General features: G+C 67.6%; 17 protein-coding genes. 11 read left to right on the forward strand and 6 right to left on the reverse strand.

The annotated features are described in order from the left end of the window. Positions 1-32 precede the first annotated feature (32 nt). Together ligD and ku are read right to left on the reverse strand one after the other, a co-directional pair. Complete coding sequence (gene ligD, locus EWE75_RS05940) at positions 33-2,495, reverse strand: DNA ligase D (protein WP_130155738.1); 2,463 nt, start codon at positions 2,493-2,495, stop codon at positions 33-35. Between the two features lie 129 nt (positions 2,496-2,624). Beyond that, complete coding sequence (ku, locus tag EWE75_RS05945; RefSeq protein ID WP_130155739.1) at positions 2,625-3,482, reverse strand: non-homologous end joining protein Ku; 858 nt, start codon at positions 3,480-3,482, stop codon at positions 2,625-2,627. Between the two features lie 149 nt (positions 3,483-3,631). Here ku and EWE75_RS05950 point away from each other — a divergent pair, with 149 nt between their 5' ends. Together EWE75_RS05950 and EWE75_RS05955 are read left to right on the forward strand one after the other, a co-directional pair. Continuing rightward, positions 3,632-6,238, forward strand: a complete 2,607-nt coding sequence (locus EWE75_RS05950) for a TonB-dependent receptor (protein ID WP_130155740.1) — start codon at positions 3,632-3,634, stop codon at positions 6,236-6,238. A 71-nt stretch (positions 6,239-6,309) separates the two neighbouring features. Beyond that, on the forward strand, positions 6,310-6,846 hold the full coding sequence (locus tag EWE75_RS05955) for a superoxide dismutase family protein (protein ID WP_130155741.1): 537 nt from the start codon (positions 6,310-6,312) through the stop codon (positions 6,844-6,846). A gap of 691 nt (positions 6,847-7,537) precedes the next feature. Here the strand turns inward: EWE75_RS05955 and ppc are convergent. Next, complete coding sequence (gene ppc, locus EWE75_RS05960) at positions 7,538-10,210, reverse strand: phosphoenolpyruvate carboxylase (protein WP_130155773.1); 2,673 nt, start codon at positions 10,208-10,210, stop codon at positions 7,538-7,540. Positions 10,211-10,327: 117 nt separating this feature from the next. On the opposite strand from ppc, the gene EWE75_RS05965 reads away from it, so the two are divergent. After that, a complete protein-coding gene (locus tag EWE75_RS05965) occupies positions 10,328-10,618 on the forward strand; it encodes a hypothetical protein (RefSeq protein WP_165388274.1) in 291 nt (96 codons plus the stop codon). Positions 10,619-10,655: 37 nt separating this feature from the next. Here EWE75_RS05965 and EWE75_RS05970 read toward each other — a convergent pair whose 3' ends face one another. Next, positions 10,656-11,261: a TonB family protein gene (locus EWE75_RS05970; protein WP_165388275.1), complete on the reverse strand. Its 606-nt coding sequence runs from the start codon at positions 11,259-11,261 to the stop codon at positions 10,656-10,658. 7 nt (positions 11,262-11,268) lie between these two features. Then, entirely contained in the window at positions 11,269-11,835 is a 567-nt protein-coding gene (locus EWE75_RS05975; RefSeq protein WP_130155744.1) for an HNH endonuclease, read from the reverse strand. 93 nt (positions 11,836-11,928) lie between these two features. On the opposite strand from EWE75_RS05975, the gene gluQRS reads away from it, so the two are divergent. The 5 genes from gluQRS to egtD all read left to right on the forward strand — a co-directional run bounded on the left by gluQRS (position 11,929) and on the right by egtD (position 16,432). Beyond that, complete coding sequence (gene gluQRS, locus EWE75_RS05980; protein WP_130155745.1) at positions 11,929-12,792, forward strand: tRNA glutamyl-Q(34) synthetase GluQRS; 864 nt, start codon at positions 11,929-11,931, stop codon at positions 12,790-12,792. Positions 12,793-13,319: 527 nt separating this feature from the next. Then, entirely contained in the window at positions 13,320-13,553 is a 234-nt protein-coding gene (locus tag EWE75_RS05985) for a twin transmembrane helix small protein (protein WP_345789370.1), read from the forward strand. A 13-nt stretch (positions 13,554-13,566) separates the two neighbouring features. Beyond that, positions 13,567-14,136 (forward strand): cob(I)yrinic acid a,c-diamide adenosyltransferase, encoded by a 570-nt coding sequence (locus EWE75_RS05990; RefSeq protein ID WP_130155747.1) that lies wholly within the window; start codon positions 13,567-13,569, stop codon positions 14,134-14,136. A gap of 59 nt (positions 14,137-14,195) precedes the next feature. Then, entirely contained in the window at positions 14,196-15,455 is a 1,260-nt protein-coding gene (egtB, locus tag EWE75_RS05995) for an ergothioneine biosynthesis protein EgtB (RefSeq protein ID WP_130155748.1), read from the forward strand. Continuing rightward, positions 15,455-16,432 (forward strand): L-histidine N(alpha)-methyltransferase, encoded by a 978-nt coding sequence (egtD, locus tag EWE75_RS06000; protein WP_130155749.1) that lies wholly within the window; start codon positions 15,455-15,457, stop codon positions 16,430-16,432. The genes egtB and egtD overlap by 1 nt, the downstream gene beginning before the upstream one ends. Positions 16,433-16,435: 3 nt before the next feature. Here egtD and EWE75_RS06005 read toward each other — a convergent pair whose 3' ends face one another. After that, positions 16,436-17,434: a DUF1176 domain-containing protein gene (locus EWE75_RS06005; protein WP_165388276.1), complete on the reverse strand. Its 999-nt coding sequence runs from the start codon at positions 17,432-17,434 to the stop codon at positions 16,436-16,438. Between the two features lie 86 nt (positions 17,435-17,520). Here EWE75_RS06005 and EWE75_RS06010 point away from each other — a divergent pair, with 86 nt between their 5' ends. The 3 genes from EWE75_RS06010 (at position 17,521) to EWE75_RS06020 (ending at position 21,676) form a co-directional block, all read left to right on the forward strand. Then, positions 17,521-18,390, forward strand: coding sequence for a 3-hydroxybutyryl-CoA dehydrogenase (locus tag EWE75_RS06010; protein ID WP_130155751.1), 870 nt, complete (start codon positions 17,521-17,523; stop codon positions 18,388-18,390). A gap of 127 nt (positions 18,391-18,517) precedes the next feature. Continuing rightward, positions 18,518-20,629, forward strand: a complete 2,112-nt coding sequence (locus EWE75_RS06015) for a transglycosylase domain-containing protein (protein WP_130155752.1) — start codon at positions 18,518-18,520, stop codon at positions 20,627-20,629. Between the two features lie 42 nt (positions 20,630-20,671). Then, positions 20,672-21,676 (forward strand): threonine aldolase family protein, encoded by a 1,005-nt coding sequence (locus EWE75_RS06020; RefSeq protein WP_130155753.1) that lies wholly within the window; start codon positions 20,672-20,674, stop codon positions 21,674-21,676. Positions 21,677-21,720: the final 44 nt, after the last annotated feature.

Raw genomic sequence — 21,720 nt, forward strand, 5'->3', positions numbered from 1 at the left:
GTCCCACAAAGCCGGCGCGCGCGCAACCGCGTTCACAAATCCGGCAGCACCTGATCGGCGAACCCCCAGCCGGCGAGCGCGCGCGATCGGGCACGCTCGATCAGCTCGGCCGCGTCGCGCACGCCCCAGCGATTGGCGCGGTCGATGTCGCGCAATTCGGCCCAGCTCACCGGCGCCGCCACCGGCGCACCCGCGCGGGCGCGCGCCACATAGGGCAGCACTGCGGTCGCGCCGCGCTGGTTGCGCAGCCAGTCGATGAAGATGCGGTCCTTGCGCTTCGCCTTGGACATGGTCGCGACGAACCGCTCCGGCTCGGCAGCACTGAGCGCGCGCGAGAAACGATCGGCGAAATCCTTCACCGCCGGCCATTCGGCCTGCGGGGTGAGCGGCACGACGACATGCACGCCCTTGCCGCCCGACAGCATCGCGAAACTGGTGAGGCCGATGTCGGCGAGATGGTCCTTGAGATCCTCCGCCGCCTTGCGCACGACATCGAAGCCGAGTCCCTCGTCCGGGTCGAGATCGAACACCATCCGGTCGGGCTGTTCGAGCGTCGCCACCGACGATCCCCAGCCGTGGAACTCGATCGTCCCCATCTGCAAGCACGCGACGAGGCCGTCGGCATCATCGACATAGAGGTAATTCTCGGTCGATCCGTCCTTCTCGCGGATCGGCACCTGATGGACGTGATCGCCGAAGCTGCCCGCGTCGTGCTTCTGGAAGAAACACGCCTTGCCGCGCCCTTGCGGACACCGCACCAGACTGACCGGACGGTTGCCCGCCCACGGCAACATGACGCCCGAGACCTGCACGTAATAGTCGGCAAGATCGCCCTTGGTCACGTCCGACTCAGGAAAGATCAGCCGTTCGCGACTGCTGACGGTGACGTGGATTTCGGGCGCCACGTCCGGCTCCGCCACCGCGACCGGCACCTCGGCCACCACGTCCTTCGCCGCTTTGTCCTCGCGAAGCCCGATGAAGCTCGAATGCCGCAGCACGCCATCAGGCGTGGTCTCGGCGAAGGCGACCTCGGCGACCAGCTTGGGGCTGACCCAATGCGCGCCACGCACCGCCGCACGCGGCGCGGTGACGGTCGGCGTCTTGCGCTCGAGCCGGGCGAGCTTCGTCGAAAGCGAGTCGATCAGCGCCGCGTTGAAGCCAGTGCCGACCTTGCCGGCATAGACCAGCCCGTCCGCACCATTCAGCCCGAGCAGCAGCGAGCGAAACCCCCGCCCCTTGTCCGACGGCAGCCACCCGACGATCACGAACTCCTGCCGGCGGATGCATTTGGTCTTGAGCCAGTCGGTCGTGCGCCGCCCGCGATAGGGCGCATCGGCGCGCTTCGATACGACGCCCTCGAAGCCCTCGCGGCACATCGTCTCAAACAACTGCTCACCGCTGCCGGTGATATGCTCGGCGAACTGAAGCCGCGCATCGTCACCGCTGACGAGCGGGCGCAGCCGTTCCTTGCGCTCGATATTGGGCAGCTTGGTGAGATCCTCACCGTCGAGCGCGAGCAGATCGAACGCGAAGAAGGTCATGTCGCCGCCCGAGGAGATCGCATCCTTGAGCGTCGAGAAATCGGGCCGCCCCTCCTTGAACGCGACGATCTCGCCATCGATCAGCGCATCCGCCACGTCGAGTTTGGCGGCGGCTTCGGCGATGGCGGCGAATTTGTCGGTCCAGTCGAGGCCGGAGCGGGTAAACACCTTGGCCTTGCCCCCCGACACGGCGAGCAGCGCGCGATAGCCGTCATACTTCACCTCATGCAGCCAGCCCGAACCGGCCGGCACCGAGTCGACGAGCGTGGCAAGCTGGAGCGGCTGAAACACGACGTCGCCCCGGCGCAGGCCGGGGCCGCTGCGTGGCTTGGCCTTGCGCTCACCACGAACCGGCCCCGGCCTACGCCGGGGCGACGCCTTTTTCCCCTCCGCGATCTCCGCCATCGTCCGCCCGGTCGTCACGCTCGTCAGCGCGCCCTCGACCAGCGCATCGGTCGCGCCGGCCTCGGCGTCGTCGATCTTGCGCAGCAGCCAGTTCTCGCCCTTCTCCTTGCCGCGCGGCTTGAGACGGATCAGCAGCCACTCGCCCTTCATCCGTTCGCCATCGAGGATGAAGTGGAGATGCCCCTTCTCGAGATCCTTCGCCGATTTGCCTTTGATCGGCGCCCAGGTGCCGCTGTCCCACAGCATCACCGTGCCGCCGCCATATTCGCCCGCCGGAATCGTCCCCTCGAAATCGGCATAGGACAGCGGATGATCCTCGGTCCGCACCGCCAGCCGCTTCTCGCCCGGATCGAGGCTCGGCCCGCGCGTCACCGCCCAGCTCTTGAGCACGCCGTCGATCTCGAGCCGAAAATCCCAGTGCAGCCGAGTCGCGTCATGCTTCTGGACGATGAAGCGGTTACCGTGACCAGGTTCGAGCGTGCCGGCGGGCTCGGCGGTCTTGGCGAAATCGCGCTTGGCGTTGTAGCGGGCGAGGGGGTCGGTGGTCACTCTCCCCTCCCTGGAAGGGAGGGGGCGGGGGTGGGTTGCTCTCCGCAGAGCGCGACACCCGCCACGAACCAACCCACCCCCAGCCCCTCCCTTTCAGGGAGGGGAGCAGGTTGGCGCACGCACCCGCCCTCAAGCACGCTTCTTCGCCGGAGCTTTCCGCGCCGGCGCCTTCTTCGCGGGCGCAGCCGCACCGCCGCCCTTCTCGACCGACTTCTTCAACGCCGCCATCAGATCGACCACGTTCGATCCGCCCTTCTTCGGCGCGTCGCCCTCGGCATCCTCGATGATCTTGCCGCCCTTGGCCTTGCGCTTGCGCTCGACCAGATCCTTCAGCGCATCGACATAGCGATCGTGGAATTCCTGCGGGTGGAACGGCCCCGATTTCTTCGCGATCAGCGTCTCGGCGAGATCGAGGAGGTCGTCGTCAGGCTTGCCGTCGGGAATGTCGCGGAAATAGCCCTGCGCCTTGTTGACCTCGTCGGCGTAGCGCAACGTCTCCAGCACCATGCCGCGCCCGCACGGCTTCAGGCTGACGACATATTCGCGCCCGCGCATCGCAAGCTGCCCCAGCCCGACCTTCTTGGTCCGCCGCAAAGCCTCGCGCAGCACGATGAACGCCTCTTCGGCAAGGTCATCCGCCGGCACCACGAAATACGGCTTCTCATAATACAGCACGTCGATCTCGTCGGCATCGACGAACTGGGTGAGTTCGAGCGTCTTCTTCGATTCGAGCTTCACCGCGTCGATCTCGTCCTGTTCGAGCAGCACATAATTGCCCTTCTCGAACTCGAACCCCTTCATGATCTCGTCGGTATCGACCGGGCCGACGCCGGTGACGACCTTCTCGTAATGGATCGGCTTGCCGGTCGGCTCGTGGATCTGCTTGAAGCTGATCTGGGCGCCCGATTTGGTCGCGCTGTAAATCTCGACCGGAATCGAGACGAGCGCGAGGCGGATCTGCCCCTGCCAATATGCGCGTGCCGCCATGTCCGGTCCCCTTCGCCAGCGAAGCCGAGTCAATGTGTGGCGCGCTGAGTCGTTCCGTGCGTGCGCCACGCAGGGCCGGATCAGCCGCCACGAAAGCGTCACGGATCGCGCCTAGGGCAACCTCAAAAGGATAAGGGGGGCCTTTCACGATGATCCGCATCACGTTCCACGCGCTTGCCAGTCTCGCGGCGATCGCCGCCGCCACCACCGCGCATGCCGCGCCCGCGCCAGCCCCGGAAGCCGCTCCTGCGCAGGATGCCGATACCGGCAACGACATCATCGTCACCGCGCAGCTCGCCCCGCAGACCGCGATGACGGTCCCCTTCGCGCTCACCGCCTACAAGGGCGCATTCCTCGATGATCTCGGCATCACCGAATTCGACAAACTCTCGCGCTACGTGCCGGGCTTCGTCGTTCAGAACCAGTCGCCCAACAACCCCGGCTTCGTGATGCGCGGCATCACCTCGGACGATGGCAGTTCCTATGTCGAGCCGCGCGTGTCGGTGTTTCAGGACGGCGTCTCGATCTCCAAGTCGCGCGGTTCCTATGTCGAACTGTTCGATCTGGAGCGCGTCGAGATCGCCAAGGGGCCGCAATCGACGCTCTACGGGCGCGGCGCGCTGATCGGCGCGGTCAACATCGTCACCGCCAAGGCCGATCCGAGCGCACCTTACGGCTATTTCTACGGCTCCTACGGCAATTACAACGCCTACCGGCTCGACGCGACCGTCAACGTGCCGCTCACCGACACGCTCGCCATCCGCATCGCCGGCCGTTCGAAGAAGCGCGACGGCTATGTCGACAATCTGCTCAGCGCCACGCCGCAGAGCGACGCATTCAATTCGAGCCAGGGCGACGCGATCCGCGGCTCGCTGCAATGGGCGCCGGGACAATTCACGTTCGACGCGATCGGCAATTACGAACAGGATTCGGCGACCGGCACCGCGTTCAAGTCGATCGCCTTTCTGCCGACCAACCCCACCACCGGCGCGATCCTCGGCGATACCGGGCGCAATTCGGGCGCGGCGCTTGCCCCGGCGAGCGGGTTCGAGGGCAACAAACCGCTCGGCCTCGAACGCCATGTCTGGAGCGCGACCGGCATCGCCAATTACGACTTCAACGACCATTGGTCGCTCAACGCGATGGGATCGTACCGCCGCTTCGCCGGTGAGGAAGTGTTCGACGCCGACGGCATCTCGCTGCCGCTGCTCACCGCCGCCGAGGATGCGCGTGGCAACCAGACGATGGGCACGCTGCGGCTGTCGTACAAAGGCGAGAAGCTCGACGCCTTCATCGGCGGCACCTATTTCCACGAGGACGGGTCGCAGCGCGCGCCTGCCCAATTCGACGAACGCGCGGTGCTGGCGCGGCTGGCCGATGCGAGCACGCCGGGCGTGCTCGCCGGCGGCGGGCTGATCCCCGGCCGCGCCGCCAACGCGCCCGCGCCGATCTCGATCATCGACAGCAGCGCATTCGCGGCCAACATCCTGCAACGCGGCTTCGGCCTGCCCGCCGCCGCTGCCGCCGGCATCGCCACCAATCTGCCGACCGCACATCTCGAAACCAACACCAACACCGCACGCACCAACAGCATCGACGTGTTCGGCGATGCGACCATCCACGTCACCGACAAACTCGATATCGGCGGCGGCCTCCGCTATTCGCATGACGACAAGCAGACCGGCATCAGCGTCGCGCTCAACAACCGCTCGATCCTCGGCGGCGTCATCGCCGCGCAATCGCTCCAGGCCGCCGCGCAGGCGATCGCCAAGGCTGGCGGTAACCCGACCCCGCAATTGCTCGCGCTTAACGCGTTGCTGACCAATCTCGCGACGCCGGGCGCCGCCAACGCGCCGGTCACCGCCGCCTTCCCGCTGTTCGGGCTCGGCGCGCAGCCGACCGCCGGCAACGGATCGCCTGTCACGCAAGGCTCGAAAGACGATGGCCTGACCTGGCGCGCGACCGCGCGCTATGCGGCGACGCCAGACTTGAACCTCTACGCCACCTATGCGCGCGGCCGCCGCCCCGAGGTGCTGGCTGTCTCCGCGCCAAGCACGCCCTATGGCGCGCCCAATTTCAACAAGCTCCCCGCCGAAACGGTCGACAGCTTCGAAGTCGGCGCCAAGACCGCGCTGCTCGGCCATACCCTGTTCGCCGATGGCTCGGTGTTCTACTACAAATACAACAACTTTCAGACGACCGAACAGGTCGGCACGCAGTTCATCACCACCAACGCCGGCAAGGCCGAAAGCTACGGCTTCGAGGGCCAGATCCGCTACGTGCCGATCCCGGCGTTGACGGTGTTCGGCACCTATTCGTACAGCCACGGCCGCTTCAAGGAAGGCGCGCGCACCGGCAACCGCTTCCGCCTCTCGCCCGACAATGCGCTGTCCGCCGGCTTCATCGCCAAGCTGCCCGCCGGCCCGGTTACGGTCGATTTCACGCCGAGCGTCACCTATCAGTCGAGCATCTTCTTCGACGACGACAACGACAAGCCCGCGCTCCAGGCCAAGAACCTGATCCCCGATCTGATCCAGGACGAATATCAGACCGGCTATGCGCTGGTCGATGCGCGCTTCGGCATCGAGCCGAAGCGCGGCGTGTGGCGGCTGGAGGCGTTCGTCACCAATCTGCTCAACAAAAAATACATCAAGGATGCCGGCAACACCGGCGACGCGCTCGGCCTGCCGACCTTCATCGCCGGCGAGCCGCGCTTCTACGGCCTCGCGATCAGCTTCAAGACCGGCCGCAAATAAGCCGGAACGGATTGCGTGGCAGACGGTTGGCGTTAAGCCTGACACGCTCAGGCGAACAGGAGAGAATGGACATGCGGATCGCGATCATCGCCGGCGGCCTCGCCGCCACGCTGGCACTGGCGGCGTGCCATGAGGACAAGGCCGCGCTCGGCGCGCCGACCCCGCAGGGCGCGCGCGCGGTCGCGATGCTGCGCACCGCCGACGGCGCCGACGTCGGCCGCGCCACCGCCACCGAAGTGACGGGCGGCCTGCGCATCACCGTCGATGCCTCGGCGATGCCCCCGGGCACTCACGGCGCGCACGTCCACACCACCGGCCAGTGCGCCGGCCCCGATTTCGCCAGCGCCGGCGGCCACTGGAACCCGACGAGCATGAAGCACGGCTCGATGAACCCGCAGGGGCCGCATGAGGGCGATTTGCCCAACCTCGTGATCGGCGCGGATGGGCGCGGCACGATCGGCGTAACAGTGCCGGGCGCGACGATGGCCGGGCTGCTGGATGCGGACGGCTCGGCGCTGGTGGTGCATGCGAAGGCGGATGACCTGATGACCGACCCGTCGGGCAATAGCGGCGGGCGTGTCGCGTGCGGGGTGTTCGCGGCGAGTTGAGGGACGTGGGGGACCGGGTGCGTTCGCGTCGCGCGCGCCGGGCGCCCGCAGTTGCCACCACCGTTCGCCCTGAGTAGCGGCTGAGCGAAGTCGAAGACGCGTATCGAAGGGCAGGTCCCGCGCGAACCACCGGAGGGAGCCGCTCCTCCACCGTTCGTCCCGAGCGAAGTCGAGGGACACGCCCCAAACGCAACGCCCGAGGCCCGTGCGTCGATACGCTCGACATGAACGGGTTGGGCACGCCCCTTCCCACCACCGTTCGCCCTGAGTAACTGCCGAGTAGCCCGCAGGGCGTATCGTAGTGTATCGAAGGGCAGGCCCCGCACGGAACGCCAGAGAGACTCACTCCCACCCGTTCGTCCCGAGCGAAGTCGAGGGACAAGCCCCAAACGCAACGCCCGGAAATGAACCCCGCCGCGGCAAAGCCGCGTCGTCGGTCGGCGCTGCAGCGCCGCCGGCCGGGCGCGCCTCCGGCTCCGCCGGGCGCGCGATTAGCTTCGCTAATCTCTCGCGCGGCGCGCTCCGTTCGTCCCGAGCGAAGTCGAGGGACAAGCCCCAAACGCAACGCCCGGAAATGAAGCCCGCCGCGGCAAAGCCGCGTCGTCGGTCGGCGCTGTAGCGCCGCCGGCCGGGCGTGCCTCCGGCTCCGCCGGGCTTGCGATTAGCTACGCTAATCTCTCGCGCGGCGCGCCTAGCCAGAATTCCTCAACGCCGTAGCGATCGCGTTAATCGACAGCAAAATCCCCACCCCGACCCGCTCGTCCTCCTCACCGGCCCGTCGCCGCTTGATCAGCTCGATCTGAAGCATGTTGAGCGGCTCGATATACGGCAAGCGCAACCGGATCGACGCGTCGAGCGAGGGATGCTTCTCCAGCAGATGCGATTGCCCCGTCGCCGCCAGCAAGGCGTCATACGTCACCTGCCACCCGTCGCGGATGCGCGGGAAGATCGCCTGCGCGAGCGCGCGGTCCTCGACCAAAGCCGCATAACGTTCGGCGATGCCCATGTCGGACTTGGCGATCACCTGCTCCATGTTGCCGAGCATCGCCGCGAAGAACGGCCAGCCCTGCGCCATCTCGGCGATCAGCCCTTTGTCCTCGAACGCCGCCAACGCCTGCCCAACGCCGTACCAGCCCGGCAGCATCACCCGCGCCTGCGCCCAACTGAACACCCAGGGGATCGCGCGCAGATCCTCGATCTTGTCCGATTTGGTGCGGCTCGCCGGGCGCGAGCCGATCTTGAGGCCGGCGATCTCGGTCAGCGGCGTCATCTGGCGGAAGAAGGTGCGGAACCCTTCCGTACCGTAGACGAGATCGCGGTACGCGGTGAACGCATCCTGCGAGATCCGGTCCATCGCGCTCGCGAACCGCGCCTGATCCGCCGCCGACACCGAAACCGGCTCGAGCGTGGCGAGCAACGTCGCCGCCGTCATCGCCTCGAGATTGACCATAGCGCTCTCGCGCGTGCCGTATTTGCCCGCGATCACCTCGCCCTGTTCGGTGATGCGGATGCGGCCCTGCACCGTGCCGTCGGGCTGCGCGCGGATCGCCGCGAAGGACGAGCCGCCGCCGCGCCCGACCGCACCGCCCCGCCCGTGGAAGAGCTGCATGCCGACGCCGGCCTGCTCGAACACCGCTTTCAGCGCGGTCGACGCCTTGCTGAGCGACCAGGTCGAGGTGAGATAGCCGCCGTCCTTGTTCGAATCGGAATAGCCGATCATCACTTCCTGAAAACCGCGCGCGCGCGTGATCGCGCCGGCTTCGGGCAAGGCGAACCATTCGGTCATGATCTCGGGCGCGGCTTCGAGATCGCCGATCGTCTCGAACAGCGGCACCGCCATGATCGCGGCGGTAGGCGCGGCGCCCGGACGGTACAGCCCGACTTCCTTCAACAGCACGTTGATCTCGAGCAGGTCTGACACCGACTGCGCCATCGAGACGATGTAGTTGGTGATGCAGCCCGGCCCGTATTTCGCATGCGCCTCGGCGGCCGCGCGCACGATCGCCAGCTCGCTCTGCGTCTCGTCCGAATATTCGGCGAACGGGCTGGTCAGCGGTCTTGCGTTGGACAGTTCGTGCCGCAGCAGCGACACCCGCTGCGATTCGCTCAAGGCCAGGTAATCGTCCTCGACCCCCGCCACCTTGAGCAGCTCCGCCACCACGCGCTCATGCACCGCGCTGTTCTGGCGCATGTCGAGCGTGGCGAGGTGGAAGCCGAACGTCTCGACCGCGCGGATCAGCCGCCCGAGCGCACCCCCGCTCGACAATGCGCCCGCCCCGCCCGCGCGCAACGCCCGCGCGATGGCAACGAGATCGGAGCGCAGCGCCTGCGGATCGGGATACGGCTCACCCTTCACGCTCGCCGGACGCGCCGCCGGCTTGCCGGTCAGCTTGAGATGCGTCGCCGCCAGCCGCGCGTAAATGCCGGTCAGCGCGCGTCGATACGGCTCGTCGCTTCGGCTCAGCCCGGTGTCGCCGCTCGCCTCGGCCAGCGCCAGCACCGATTCCTCGACGCTCGCCAGTTCGCTCGAAATCGACAGTTCGGCGCCGAGTTCGCTCAGCGCCTCCAGATAGAAGCCGATCACCGCCTCGCACGATCGCCCGAGCGCGGTACGCAGCGAGTCGGCGGTGACGAACGGATTGCCGTCGCGGTCGCCGCCGATCCAGCTTCCCGGCCGCAGGAAGCTCGGCGCGCGCTCGCCCAGCGCCCGGTCCCAACGCTGGTACAAGGCGGGCAGCGCGGGCAGGAACACGTCGCGCAGATAGCTGAGCGCAGTCTCGACCTCGTCGGTGACGTATAGCCGCTCGCGCCGCAGCACGCGCGTCTGCCACAGAAGCGCGATCTGTCGGTAGATCGCCTCCTCGACATCGTCGCCATCGGGCGTCTCGGCGAGGCCGGCGTCCTTCAGCGCCATCAGCTCGGCGATGCGATTGCGGTGGTCGATCATCGACTTGCGCCGCACTTCGGTCGGGTGCGCGGTCAGCACCGGCACGATCAGCGCATGGTCGAGCAGCGCCATCACCGCGCCCTTGTCGATCCCCTCCTCGGCCAGCCGCGCGAGCGCGGAGGCGACATCGGCGCCCTTCTCGGCGGCGACACCGTGGCGATCCTCGGCGAGATTGGCGAGCATCGAGAACAGCATGAACCCGCGCACGAAATCAAGCGTCTCGTCGAGGCTGAGGCTGCCGAGGCCAAGATCGACCTCACCCCCCGCGACGCCGCGATGCCGGTCAACCGAGGCGGCGCGGATATACTCCGTCCGCTTGAACAGCATCTCGCCGCCATAGGCACGGATGACGTCGCCGAGCAGCTTGCCCAGGAAGCGGACGTCGGGGTTGTTCGCGATCGAGGGAAGCTCAGCCATGCGGCGATGCTGCATCGCGGCGAGCAAGCGGTCAAGCGCCGTAATCCTCCCCCAATCGACCATCTTGCCGCCATGTTCGGCGGCGATGCTCGGCGCAACACCATGCGAGGGCCAGCGATGCTCGGACTGATGGCGATGTTCCTGCAAGCCGCGCCCGGATCGGCCGACCCGCCGCCACTGGCGACCGGCCGATCCGCGCCCTGCCCGACCGACGCGAACGGCGATATCGTCGTCTGCGGCCGGCAGGGCCGCGACGAGAGCTACCGCCTGCGCCCGCTCCCCGAACGGTACGTCGAGGATCGCCAGTTTCGCCTCAAACTCCCCGGCGGCAGCACGATCTCACCGCACGCCGATCAGGGCCGGCTTGGCGAGGTGCAGGCAAAGGTGACGCTCAAGATACCGTTCTGAGATCAGGCGGATCGCCGCCCGCGAACGTCAGCCGATATCATGAAGGAGACGCCGCGAAGCGTGTCTCCACCCAGCGCAAGCCCGTTGCAGGTTGCTCGGAATCGGTCTTCGGCGGCGATATCGTAATCTGCTGACGGATCTGGTCACACGCGACGCGATCAATTGCGACATTGCCGCTCGATTTGACGATCGAGCAATCGGTCGCGTGCCCTGTCGCGTCAAACAGAACCTCCGCGCGCGCCGGACCTTGGTAGCTGTCCGGCACACGCGCCAGCAAGACGGTCAAAGCCATCATCGTACCGGACCCCGTGCGCGGCTCGCGCTGATAGGATGTCGCAGTGCGAAACATGCCCGGTATCGTACCGCCGCTCGCATCCCGGGCGGGTTCGAACACGGCATAGCGTTTCAGAACCTGGCATGACGCGTCATCGAGTGTTTGCGCCCCGCTGCTTTCGGTCACCGTGCAGTCATCGACCTTGCCCGCGTTCGAAATGCGGAGAAGAAAGGAAATCGTTCCGCCATTCGTCTTGCTCAGCACCGCCATCGGAGCGTGCGAGATTGCGATCTCGCTGTTCTTCCAGACAGGTGCCTTCGCGGGCGCTTCAATAGCGATTGGCATCAACAGGACCAGAGGAACCAGCATTACCGCCTCAAGCCTCCAGCTCGACATCCCAATACAGCCAGTCCCGCCAGGTAGCATGCAGGAAGTTCGGCGGAAAGCGCCGGCCATGTTCCTGCAACTGCCAGCTCGTCGGGCGGATCGCCTCGATGTGGAGTGGCATCGCCGCCTGCTTGGGCGTCCGCCCGCCCTTCTTGAGATTACACGGCGCACACGCGGTCGCGACATTCTCCCACGTTGTCCGCCCGCCCTGCGCGCGCGGGATGATATGGTCGAAGGTCAGGTCGCGCCCGCAGCCGCAATATTGGCATTCGAACTTGTCGCGCAGGAACAGGTTGAACCGCGTGAACGCCGGAAACGCGCTCGGCTTCACATATTGTTTCAGCGCGATGACGGACGGCAGCTTGATCCGTGCCGTAGGGCTGCGCACCTCGCGCTCATATTCGGCGACGATATCCACGCGATCGAGGAACACCGCCTTGATCGCGGTCTGCCACGGCCAGATGCTCAGCGGATAATAGCTGAGCGGGGTATAATCCGCATTCAGCACCAGCGCCGGGCAGCTATCCGGGTGGCGGATCAAGTCGGGATGGTACACTTACGCGTTCCCCTCGCTTCCTTGCGCGGCATTCGCCCACTAGGATGACGTGGTGATGACAGCACAGCGCGCGACTCGCGGTCAAGAGCCGGTGTGAACTTCGTGACCGTAACGCGCTTCGCCCCCAGCCCGACCGGACGGCTCCACATCGGCCACGCCGCCTCGGCGATCCGCGCGCACGACCATGCGCGCGCCGCCGGCGGGCGCTTCCTGCTGCGCATCGAGGATATCGACGGCACGCGCAGCCGGCCCGAATTCATCGCCGGCATCGAAGCGGATCTGGAATGGCTCGGGCTGACATGGGATGGCCCGGTGCTGCGCCAATCGACCCGGCTCGACGCTTATGCGGCGGCGCTCGAAACCTTGCGCGGCATGGGGCTGCTCTATCCGTGCTTCTGCACCCGCGCCGAGATCGCCGCGAGCCTCTCCGCGCCGCACGGCGGACCGGATGGCCCCCTCTATCCCGGCACCTGTCGCCATCTGTCGGCGGCGGAAGCCTCGTCGCGCTTCGCCGAGCCGCATTGCTGGCGGATCGACATGGCAACGGCGGTCGCGCGCACCGGCCCGCTTCGCTGGCACGACGCCCGCGCCGGCGACGTCACCGCCGACCCGCTCGCCCACGGCGATGTCGTGCTCGCCCGCAAGGATGCGCCGGCGAGCTACCACCTCGCCGTGACGATCGACGATTCATGGCAAGGCGTGACCGATATCGTGCGCGGGCAGGATCTGTTCGCCGCCACCCACGTCCACCGGCTGCTCCAGGCACTGCTCGGCCTGCCGACACCGCGCTACCATCACCATCCCTTGCTCACCGATGCGAACGGCAAGCGCCTCGCCAAGCGCGACGGCGCGCCCACGCTGGCGGCCTTGCGCGACAGCGGCATCGACGGCGTCGCACTCGCCGACGCGGTGCGCGCGGGGCGGCTCCCCGATGGCAGCGCCGCCGCGAGCGCCTAGACACGACGCCACGCAACGGATTCCCCCTCCCCGTTCATCCCGAGCGAAGTCGAGGGACGTGCTCCAAGCGCGCCGCGAAGTGTCTCGACTGCGCTCGACACGAACGGAGGGGGAGCGGTTGTTCGAAGGGTGTCGCACCCGACCGCCAAGCGCGCCAAGCACACCCACCCGCATCGCCGCCGCGAACACCCGGACATAGCATTATGAAACGCCCCCTCTCCGTTCGTCCCGAGCGCTTCGCGAAGTGTCTCGACTGCGCTCGACACGAACGGTTGGGGGGAGGCCAGCGAGCCGCAGGCGACTCACGCCCGACGAAGCGCGGCCGACCAAATGCGCGCCGATCGCCCCATTGGCATCGCCGCCGCGAGCGCCTAGATACCCCTTCACGCAACGGGTGAACCCTTCCCCGTTCGTCCCGAGCGAAGTCGAGGGACAGGCCCCACGCGTTGCGCAGGGTGTCTCGATTTCGCCCGACACGAACGAATCGGGAAACGATTGTACCCGGAACTCGAATCTAGGCGCGCATGATGACCTTCCTCTCCATCTTGCTGATCGCGGCGATGATCGCGGTGGTGGTCGTGCTCATCCGCGGCCTCGCCACCTTCCTGCTCAACGCCAGCGCCGATGCGCGCAGCGGCGAAACCGGGCCGAGCGAATCGGCGCTCAAATCGAACAAGATGATGCAATATCGCGTGTTCTTTCAGGCGATCGCAGTCTTCATCATAGTGCTGATCCTGTTCATCGGCAGCGCAAGAAGCTGATCGGAACCCGCCGTTGGTCAAGCTCAACAAAATCTACACGCGCACCGGCGACGACGGCACCACCGGGCTGGTCGATGGCTCGCGCGTGTCCAAGGCCGATCCGCGCATGGCCGCGATCGGCGATGTCGATGAGGCGAACAGCGCGATCGGCCTCGCCGTGATCGCGCTCGGCACCCCGGCGGCGGGCGCGCTCACCCGAATCCAGAACGATCTGTTCGATCTCGGCGCCGATCTCGCCACGCCGGGCGAGGATTTCACGCCGTCGCAAATGGCGCTGCGCATCGTGCCCGAACAGGTCGCGCGGCTCGAAGCCGAGATCGACGCGATGAACGACACGCTCGCCCCGCTCACCAGCTTCATCCTGCCCGGCGGAAGTGCTGCCGGCGCGGCGCTCCACCTCGCCCGAGCGATCGTGCGGCGGGCCGAGCGCACCGCCATCGCGGCGGCGGAAAGCGTTCCGCTCAACCCGGCGGCGCTCGCCTATCTCAACCGGCTTTCGGATTATCTGTTCGTCGCCAGCCGGTTCGTGAACCAAACGACGGGTGGCGACGTTTTGTGGGTGCCCGGCGGCTCCCGCCAGTAGCCGCTCGGTCGCGTGAGGCCGGTTGACAGCCCGGACGACGCGCCGATATGGAGAACATCATGAGAACGCGGCTGGGCCTGTCTCCGTCCCCAGAGGCGCTGTCCGCGCGGTTCGATGCCGTGCGGGGCTTGAGCGTCGCGCTGGTCGCGCCGCTGTCGGATGCCGATGCCACCGTTCAGTCGATGGAGGATGCCTCCCCCGCCAAATGGCACCTCGCGCACACCACCTGGTTCTTCGAAACCTTCGTGCTGCGCGATTTCGTGAGCGGCTATCAGCGCTTCGACGAGCGCTTCCCGTTCCTGTTCAACAGCTATTACGAGGCCGAGGGCAAGCGCCACAGCCGCGCGCGGCGCGGCATGGTGACGCGCCCGACGCTCGACGAGGTGCTGGCGTATCGCGCGCATGTCGATGCCGAGATCGGCGCGGCGCTGCCCAATTTGCCGCACGAAGCGCGCGAGCTGGTGCGGCTTGGCTGCCATCACGAGGAACAGCATCAGGAATTGCTGCTCACCGACATTCTTCACCTGATGTCGGAAAACCCGCTCGAACCCGCGATCTGGCCGGGCGCGCGCAAGGTTCCGGTCGAGATGCCGGGGCCGGTCGGCTGGATCGAACACGGCGGCGGCGTGGTCGAGATCGGCCATGACGATCCGCACTTCGCCTTCGATAGCGAGGGGCCGCGCCACAAGTCGCTGCTCACCCCGCACGCCATCGCCGACCGCACCGTCACCAACGGCGAATGGGCCGCGTTCATCGCCGACGGCGGCTATGCCGAGCCGCGCCACTGGCTCTCCGACGGCTGGGCATGGGTCAAGGCCGAGGGCATCGCCGCGCCGCTCTATTGGGAGCAGCATGACGGCGTCTGGACGCGCTTCGGCCTCGACGGGCGCCGCCCGATCGATCCTGCCGCGCCCGTCACCCATGTCAGCCTCTACGAAGCCGACGCCTACGCCACCTGGGCCGGCGCGCGCCTGCCGACCGAGTTCGAATGGGAAGCCGCCGCCGCCCGGCACAATGCCGACGGCGGCAACCAGCTCGACCACGCCGGCCCGGTTGAGCCGCGCCCGTCGAGTGGCGGCCCGGCGTTCTTCGGCGATGTCTGGGAATGGACCGGCAGCGCGTTCCGCCCCTATCCCGGCTTCCGTGCCGTCGAGGGCGCGGTTGGCGAATATAATGGCAAGTTCATGAGCGGCCAGTTCGTGCTGCGCGGCGGCTCCTGCGCCACCCCGCGCGGCCACGCCCGCGCGAGCTACCGCAACTTCTTCTATCCCCACCAGCGCTGGCAGTTCACCGGCGTCCGTCTGGCGAAGGATCTCTGATGCTGAAGCCCGAAATCGAAGACGGCCAAGCGAGCCTTGCCGACCCGGCGTTCCGCGCCGACGTGCTGCGCGGCTTCGAAATGCGCCCGCGCGCGATTCCGGCGCGCTGGTTCTATGATCGGCGCGGCTCGGAACTGTTCGAGGCGATCACCGATCTCCCCGAATATTATCCGACCCGCACCGAAACCGCGATCCTGCGCCGCATCGCCCCAGAGGTGGCCAAGCTCGCCGGGCCGGGCCGCGCGCTGGTCGAGTTCGGCTCAGGCTCATCGATGAAAACGCCGATCGTGCTGCGCGCGCTCGATCCCTCCGCCTATGTGCCGATCGACATCTCGGGCGATTTCCTGCGCGAATCCTCCGCCGTCATCGCCGACGCGTTTCCCGGCCTCACCGTGCTGCCGCTCGAGGGCGATTTCCTCCGCCCGATCGCCCTGCCCGCGCAGATCGCCGATGCACCCAAACTCGGCTTCTTCCCCGGCTCGACGATCGGCAACATGGTGCCGCACGAATCGGTCGATCTCCTCCGCACGATGAAGGAATCGTTAGGCGAAGGCGCGATGCTGCTGATCGGCATGGACCGAATCAAGGCCCCGGAGGTGCTCGTCGCGGCCTATGACGACGCCGCCGGCGTCACCGCCGCCTTCAACCGCAACCTGTTGGATCGCATCAACCGCGAACTCGCCGCCGCGCTTCCTGTGGACAACTTTAGCCACGTTGCGCGCTGGAACGACGACCGCGCCCGCATCGAAATGCACCTCGAAGCACAGGCCGATTGCGCCTTTACGATCGACGGCCACGATTTCACGATGGCCGCCGGCGAGACGATCCACACCGAGAACAGCCACAAATACGGCCCCCGCGACGCCCGCGTCCTGCTCCACGCCGGCGGCTGGACGCCGATCGCCGAATGGACCGATCCCGACGACCTGTTCGCCGTGATCCTCGCCGAAGCCCAGCCGAGCCGCCTCGCGCCGTAATCGCTACTTAATCCGCAACCGCACCCGCCAGGTGTTGAGGAAGGTCGTATTGCCGCGGCACACATCCATCTGCGCCTGCTCGATTAGCCGGAACAATGTGCCGTCCCAAAGGAAGTGCTGCGAGACGCCGCAATCCCCGTCCCGCGCCTTGCGGGCGTAGCTGTAGAGCGAGCCATTGGCGTAGCTCCCGTTGGTGACACGCGGCACCCGCGTCCACCCGCCAAGCCCCGGCGTCGCATCGAGCCGCGCCGGCTTGGCGACGCCCTTGTCGAGCAGGAACACCGCCTCGGTCGGGTTGTCGCCCGTCGTCCGGCACGGCACCAGCACGACGTTGCGCAGATGGTCGAGCGAATGGACCTGCGCCTTGACGGTGCCGCGCGCGACGGGACATTTGGCGCGCCGCCGTAACGCCTTGATCCGCGCCTGCGTCAACACCGGCGGATGCCCGACCGGCCGCACCACGGGCACGATCGGCAGCACCGGCGCGGCCGGCACCGCGCTCTCCGGCTTGCGCCCGCGCGCGATCGCCGCCGTTACGGTGCCCGCGCGGCCCTGCACAGTGTCCATATACCGCAACGCATCGTCGAGCCCGTCGGACGAAATCCGCGCCAGCTCGCGCCCCGTGCCGTCGATCACCGCGATGCGCCGCGCACCGGGCAGCGCCGCAGCGACGGCGCGCGCGGTCGATCCCTCGATCGTCGCCCCGTCCGGCGTGGCGCGGAACGCGCCGCCGACCTGCTCGCCGCCGATCTCGATCGCGAACGGATCTTCGTCGGTGCGCGCGGTCAGCCACAATTTCCAGCGGCCCGGCGACCCCGCCTCGCGCATCACCGTGAACACTTCGCTCGGCGCCGCGCCTTCGGGATCGAGCGTGGTCAGCGTGCAGCGGTTGGCGTTGTCGCACGCCACCGCCCAGTCGCCGAAAGTCGTGAACGGACCGGGCTTGACCGGCGCCGCCGCCACGGGAAGCGCCGCCGTTAATAGGAGCGCGAGAGCAGACATCGGTACAGGCCCCTTCATAGCGGCTGGCAGGTCGGCGAAATGCCGCTAAAGCGTGCGCGAGGATTTCTTAGGCAAAGGGCCGGACGATGCAAGCAGTGGGTGTGATCGGCGCAGGCCAGATGGGTGCGGGGATCGCGCAGGTTTCGGCGCAGGCCGGTTACCGCGTGTTGCTGAGCGACGTCTCGCGCGAGCGCGCCGAGGCCGGCAAAGCGGGCATCGCCAAGGCGCTCGACCGGCTCGTCACCAAGGAGAAGATCACGGGTGACGCGCGCGATGCCGCCCTCGCGCTGATCGAACCCGTCGAAGGCGTCGCCGCGATGGGCGATTGCGCGCTGGTGATCGAAGCGGCGACCGAGCGCGAGGAGATCAAGCGTGCGATCTTCGCCGATGTCGGCAAGGTGCTCGGCCCGCAAGCGATCCTCGCCTCGAACACCTCGTCGATCCCGATCACGCGGCTGGCGCAGGCCTCGCCCGATCCGGCGCGCTTCGTCGGCGTGCATTTCTTCAATCCGGTGCCGGTGATGGGGCTGATCGAGCTGATCCGCGGCCTCGCCACCTCGGACGCGACCGTGGAGACCGTCGAGGCGTATGCGCAGTCGCTCGGCAAGCAGGTGGTTCGCGCCAACGACGCGCCGGGCTTCATCGTCAACCGCGTGCTGATGCCGATGCTCAACGAAGCGTGCTTCGCGCTCGGCGAGGGCGTGGCGACCGTGCGCGACATCGATCTCGGCTGCCAGCTCGGCCTCAATCACCCGATGGGGCCACTGACGCTCGCCGATTTCATCGGGCTCGACACCTGCCTGGAGATCTGCCGCGTGCTCCACACCAGCACCGGCGACCCCAAGTTCCGCCCGGCGCCGCTCCTCGTGAAATATGTCGAAGCCGGCTGGTTCGGCCGCAAGACCAAGCGCGGCTTCTACGACTATACCGGCCCCGAGCCGGTGCCGACGCGCTGACCCGGCTCGCGCCGCGCGCTGCGCGGTGGTAGGAACGGGCGATGCACCGACCCGCCGCGATCTTGCTAGACGTGTTATATTCTTGTAATACACACTCCGGTCTTATCGGCGGGCCGGCGGAGTGAGTATGCGGCATTTTCCCTTTGGTTCGGCGAACGACGGCGACCCGCCGTTCGAGCTGACCGGCGGCATGCCGCCGCCGCGCGACGGTCGCGACCCGTATGGCCGCCGCGCGCCCGAGCCTGAGCAGGATGACGACTTCGACGACGATGACGACGCTGCGGCACCGCGCCGCCGCATCGCCTGGGGCCGTTGGATCATGCGCGGGCTGGGCGCGCTGGTGATCGTGTTCGTGCTGCTGGTCGGCTGGCTCGCCATCACCGCGCCGCTGTCCAAATCGCTTCAGCCGCCGTTGCCGCCGAGCGTCACATTGCTCGCCGAGGATGGCACGCCGATCGCGCGGCGCGGTGCGATCATCGGCGCGCCGGTCGATGCGGCGAAGCTGCCGAAAAACGTAACCAACGCCTTTATCGCGATCGAGGATCGGCGCTTCCGCACGCATTGGGGGATCGATCCGCGCGGTATCCTGCGCGCGATGTTCCACAATATCGGGCGCGGCGGCTTACGCGAGGGCGGCAGCACGATCACGCAGCAGCTCGCCAAGAACGCCTTCCTCGATTCGGATCGCACCGCCGCGCGGAAAATCCGTGAGGTGATGATCGCGTTCTGGCTAGAAGCATGGCTGAGCAAGGACCAGATTCTGTCGCGGTATTTGTCGAACGTCTATTTCGGCGACAACGTCTATGGCCTGCGCGCTGCGGCGAAGCATTATTTCAACCGCGATCCCGAGGATCTGTCGATCGGCCAGGCCGCGATGATGGCCGGGCTGGTCAAGGCGCCGTCGCGGCTGGCGCCGACCGGCAACCTCAAGGGCGCGCGCGACCGGCAGAAGCTCGTCGTCCGCGCGATGGCCGACGCCGGGCTGATCGACAAAGCCACCGCCGCCGATGTCGGCCCGGCGCGGCTTTCCGCCAGCCGGATCAAACCGCTGCCCGACGGCACCTATTTCGCCGACTGGGTGCTGCCCGACGCGCGCGACCGCGCCGGCGAGATCGTTACCGAGACAACGGTCCGCACCACGCTCGATCGCCGGCTGCAACGCATGGCCGAGCGTGCGGTCGCGCATGCCGGCCTCAAGACCGCGCAGGTCGCGCTGGTAGCGATGCGACCGGACGGTCGCGTCGTCGCGATGGTGGGCGGCAAGAATTACGCCGCCAGCCCGTTCAACCGCGCGACCCAAGCGCGGCGCCAGCCCGGCTCCGCCTTCAAGCTGTTCGTCTACCTCGCGGCGATGCGCGCAGGCCTTACACCCGATTCGATGATCGCCGACGAACCCGTCACGATCGGCGACTGGAGCCCGAAGAACAGCGATGGCCGCTACGAGGGGCAGATCACGCTGCGCCACGCCTTCGCCAAATCGAGCAACGTGGCGGCGGCGCGGCTGATCCAGAAGGTCGGCGTCGCGCAGGTCATCAAGGCGGCGCGTGACCTCGGCATCTCGACGCCGATCCCCAATGAGGCGACGATCGCGCTCGGCACCTCGACCGTGTCGCTGCTCGAACTCACCGCCGCTTATGCCGGCATCGCCGCCGAGAATTATCCGGTGCGCCCGCGCGGGCTGGAAGCCGAACCCGAGGAGCATCACTGGTATGACGGGCTGACCGGCGGCACCCATGCGCTGACCCGTACCGAGCGCGACGAGATGCTCGACCTGCTCTCCGCCTCGGCCGAGACCGGCACCGGGCGGCGCGCGGCGCTGTCGATCAAGACCTTTGGCAAGACCGGCACCACGCAGGACAATCGCGACGCCCTGTTCATGGGCTTCGCCGACGATCTCGTCGTCGGCGTGTGGGTCGGCAATGACGACAACACGCCCAATCCCGGCCTGTCGGGCGGCGGCGTACCGGCGCGGGTGTGGCGCGAGTTCATGACACAGGCGCTCGGCGTAAGTGCAGCGATCCCGCCCGAGGCGATCCCGGCGACGGTCGATCCCGATGCGCTCGATGACAGCGACAATACGGTGCTGCCGGTCGGCGGTGATATCGAAGGGATGGGGCTGCACCTGCATGTCGGGCGCGACGGGAGCATTTCGCTTGGCGGCGAGAACCGCGACGATCGCGGCCGCCCGCCGCGACCCGACGAACCGCGCGACGACGAGCCTTATCGGGATGACCAGTAACGCGGGTTGACGCTTGCCGACGATCCACCGCAAGGCACGATCATGCGCTTCTTTTCCGACAATGCCGCCCCGGTCCATCCCGCCGTGTTCGCCGCGATGGCCGCGCACAACACGCTCGACACCGCCTATGACGGCGATGCGCTGAGCCGCAGCCTCGATGCGCGCTTCTCGGCGCTGTTCGAGACCGAGGTGCGCGCGCTTTGGGTGCCCTCGGGCACCGCCGCCAATTGCCTCGCGCTGGCGGCGCTGTGCCCGCCGTTCGGCGGCGTGGTGTGCCACCGCGACGCGCATATCCAGAACGACGAATGCGGCGCCCCCGAATTCTACACCCACGGCGCCAAGCTGATGATCGGCGAGGGCGACGGCGCCAAGCTGACCCCCGACAGCATCCGCGCGGTGATCGACATCATCGCCAACGACGTCCACCGCGTCCAGCCGCACGCCATCTCGATCACCAACGCGACCGAGTACGGGATGGTTTACATGCCCGCCGAAGTCGCCGCGATCGGCGCACTCGCGCGCGAACGCGGGCTTGCGCTCCACATGGACGGCGCGCGCTTCGCCAATGCGGTCGCGCATCTCGGCTGCGCGCCCGCCGACCTGACGTGGCGCGCCGGGGTCGACGCGCTCAGCTTCGGCTTCATCAAGAACGGCGGGATGACGGCCGAGGCGCTGATCTTCTTCAAGCCTGACCTCGCCGCCGACACGCTGCGCCGCCGCAAGCGCGCCGGCCTGCTGCTGTCGAAGGGGCGCTATCTCGCCGCGCAGATCGTCGCACTGCTGGAGGACAATCTGTGGATCACCAACGGCGCCGCCGCCAACGCCGCCGCGCGTGCGCTCGCTGAGGCAGGCGGGGCACGGCTGGTCTATCCGGTCGAGGCGAACGAGGTGTTCCTGCGCGTCACGCCCGAAGAAGCGGCCGGGCTGCGCGCGCTCGGCTTCGACTTCTACGATTGGGCGCCGGGCGAGATCCGGCTGGTGACATCGTGGAACCACACCATCGAACAGGTGCGTCCGCTCGCCGAGGCGATCGCCGCGCTTCCATAAGTCCCGCTTGTGACGCGATAAGCAGATCGCGCTTGCCGGCACCG

This window comes from Sphingomonas populi, assembly GCF_004208535.1.
GTDB lineage: Bacteria > Pseudomonadota > Alphaproteobacteria > Sphingomonadales > Sphingomonadaceae > Sphingomonas > Sphingomonas populi.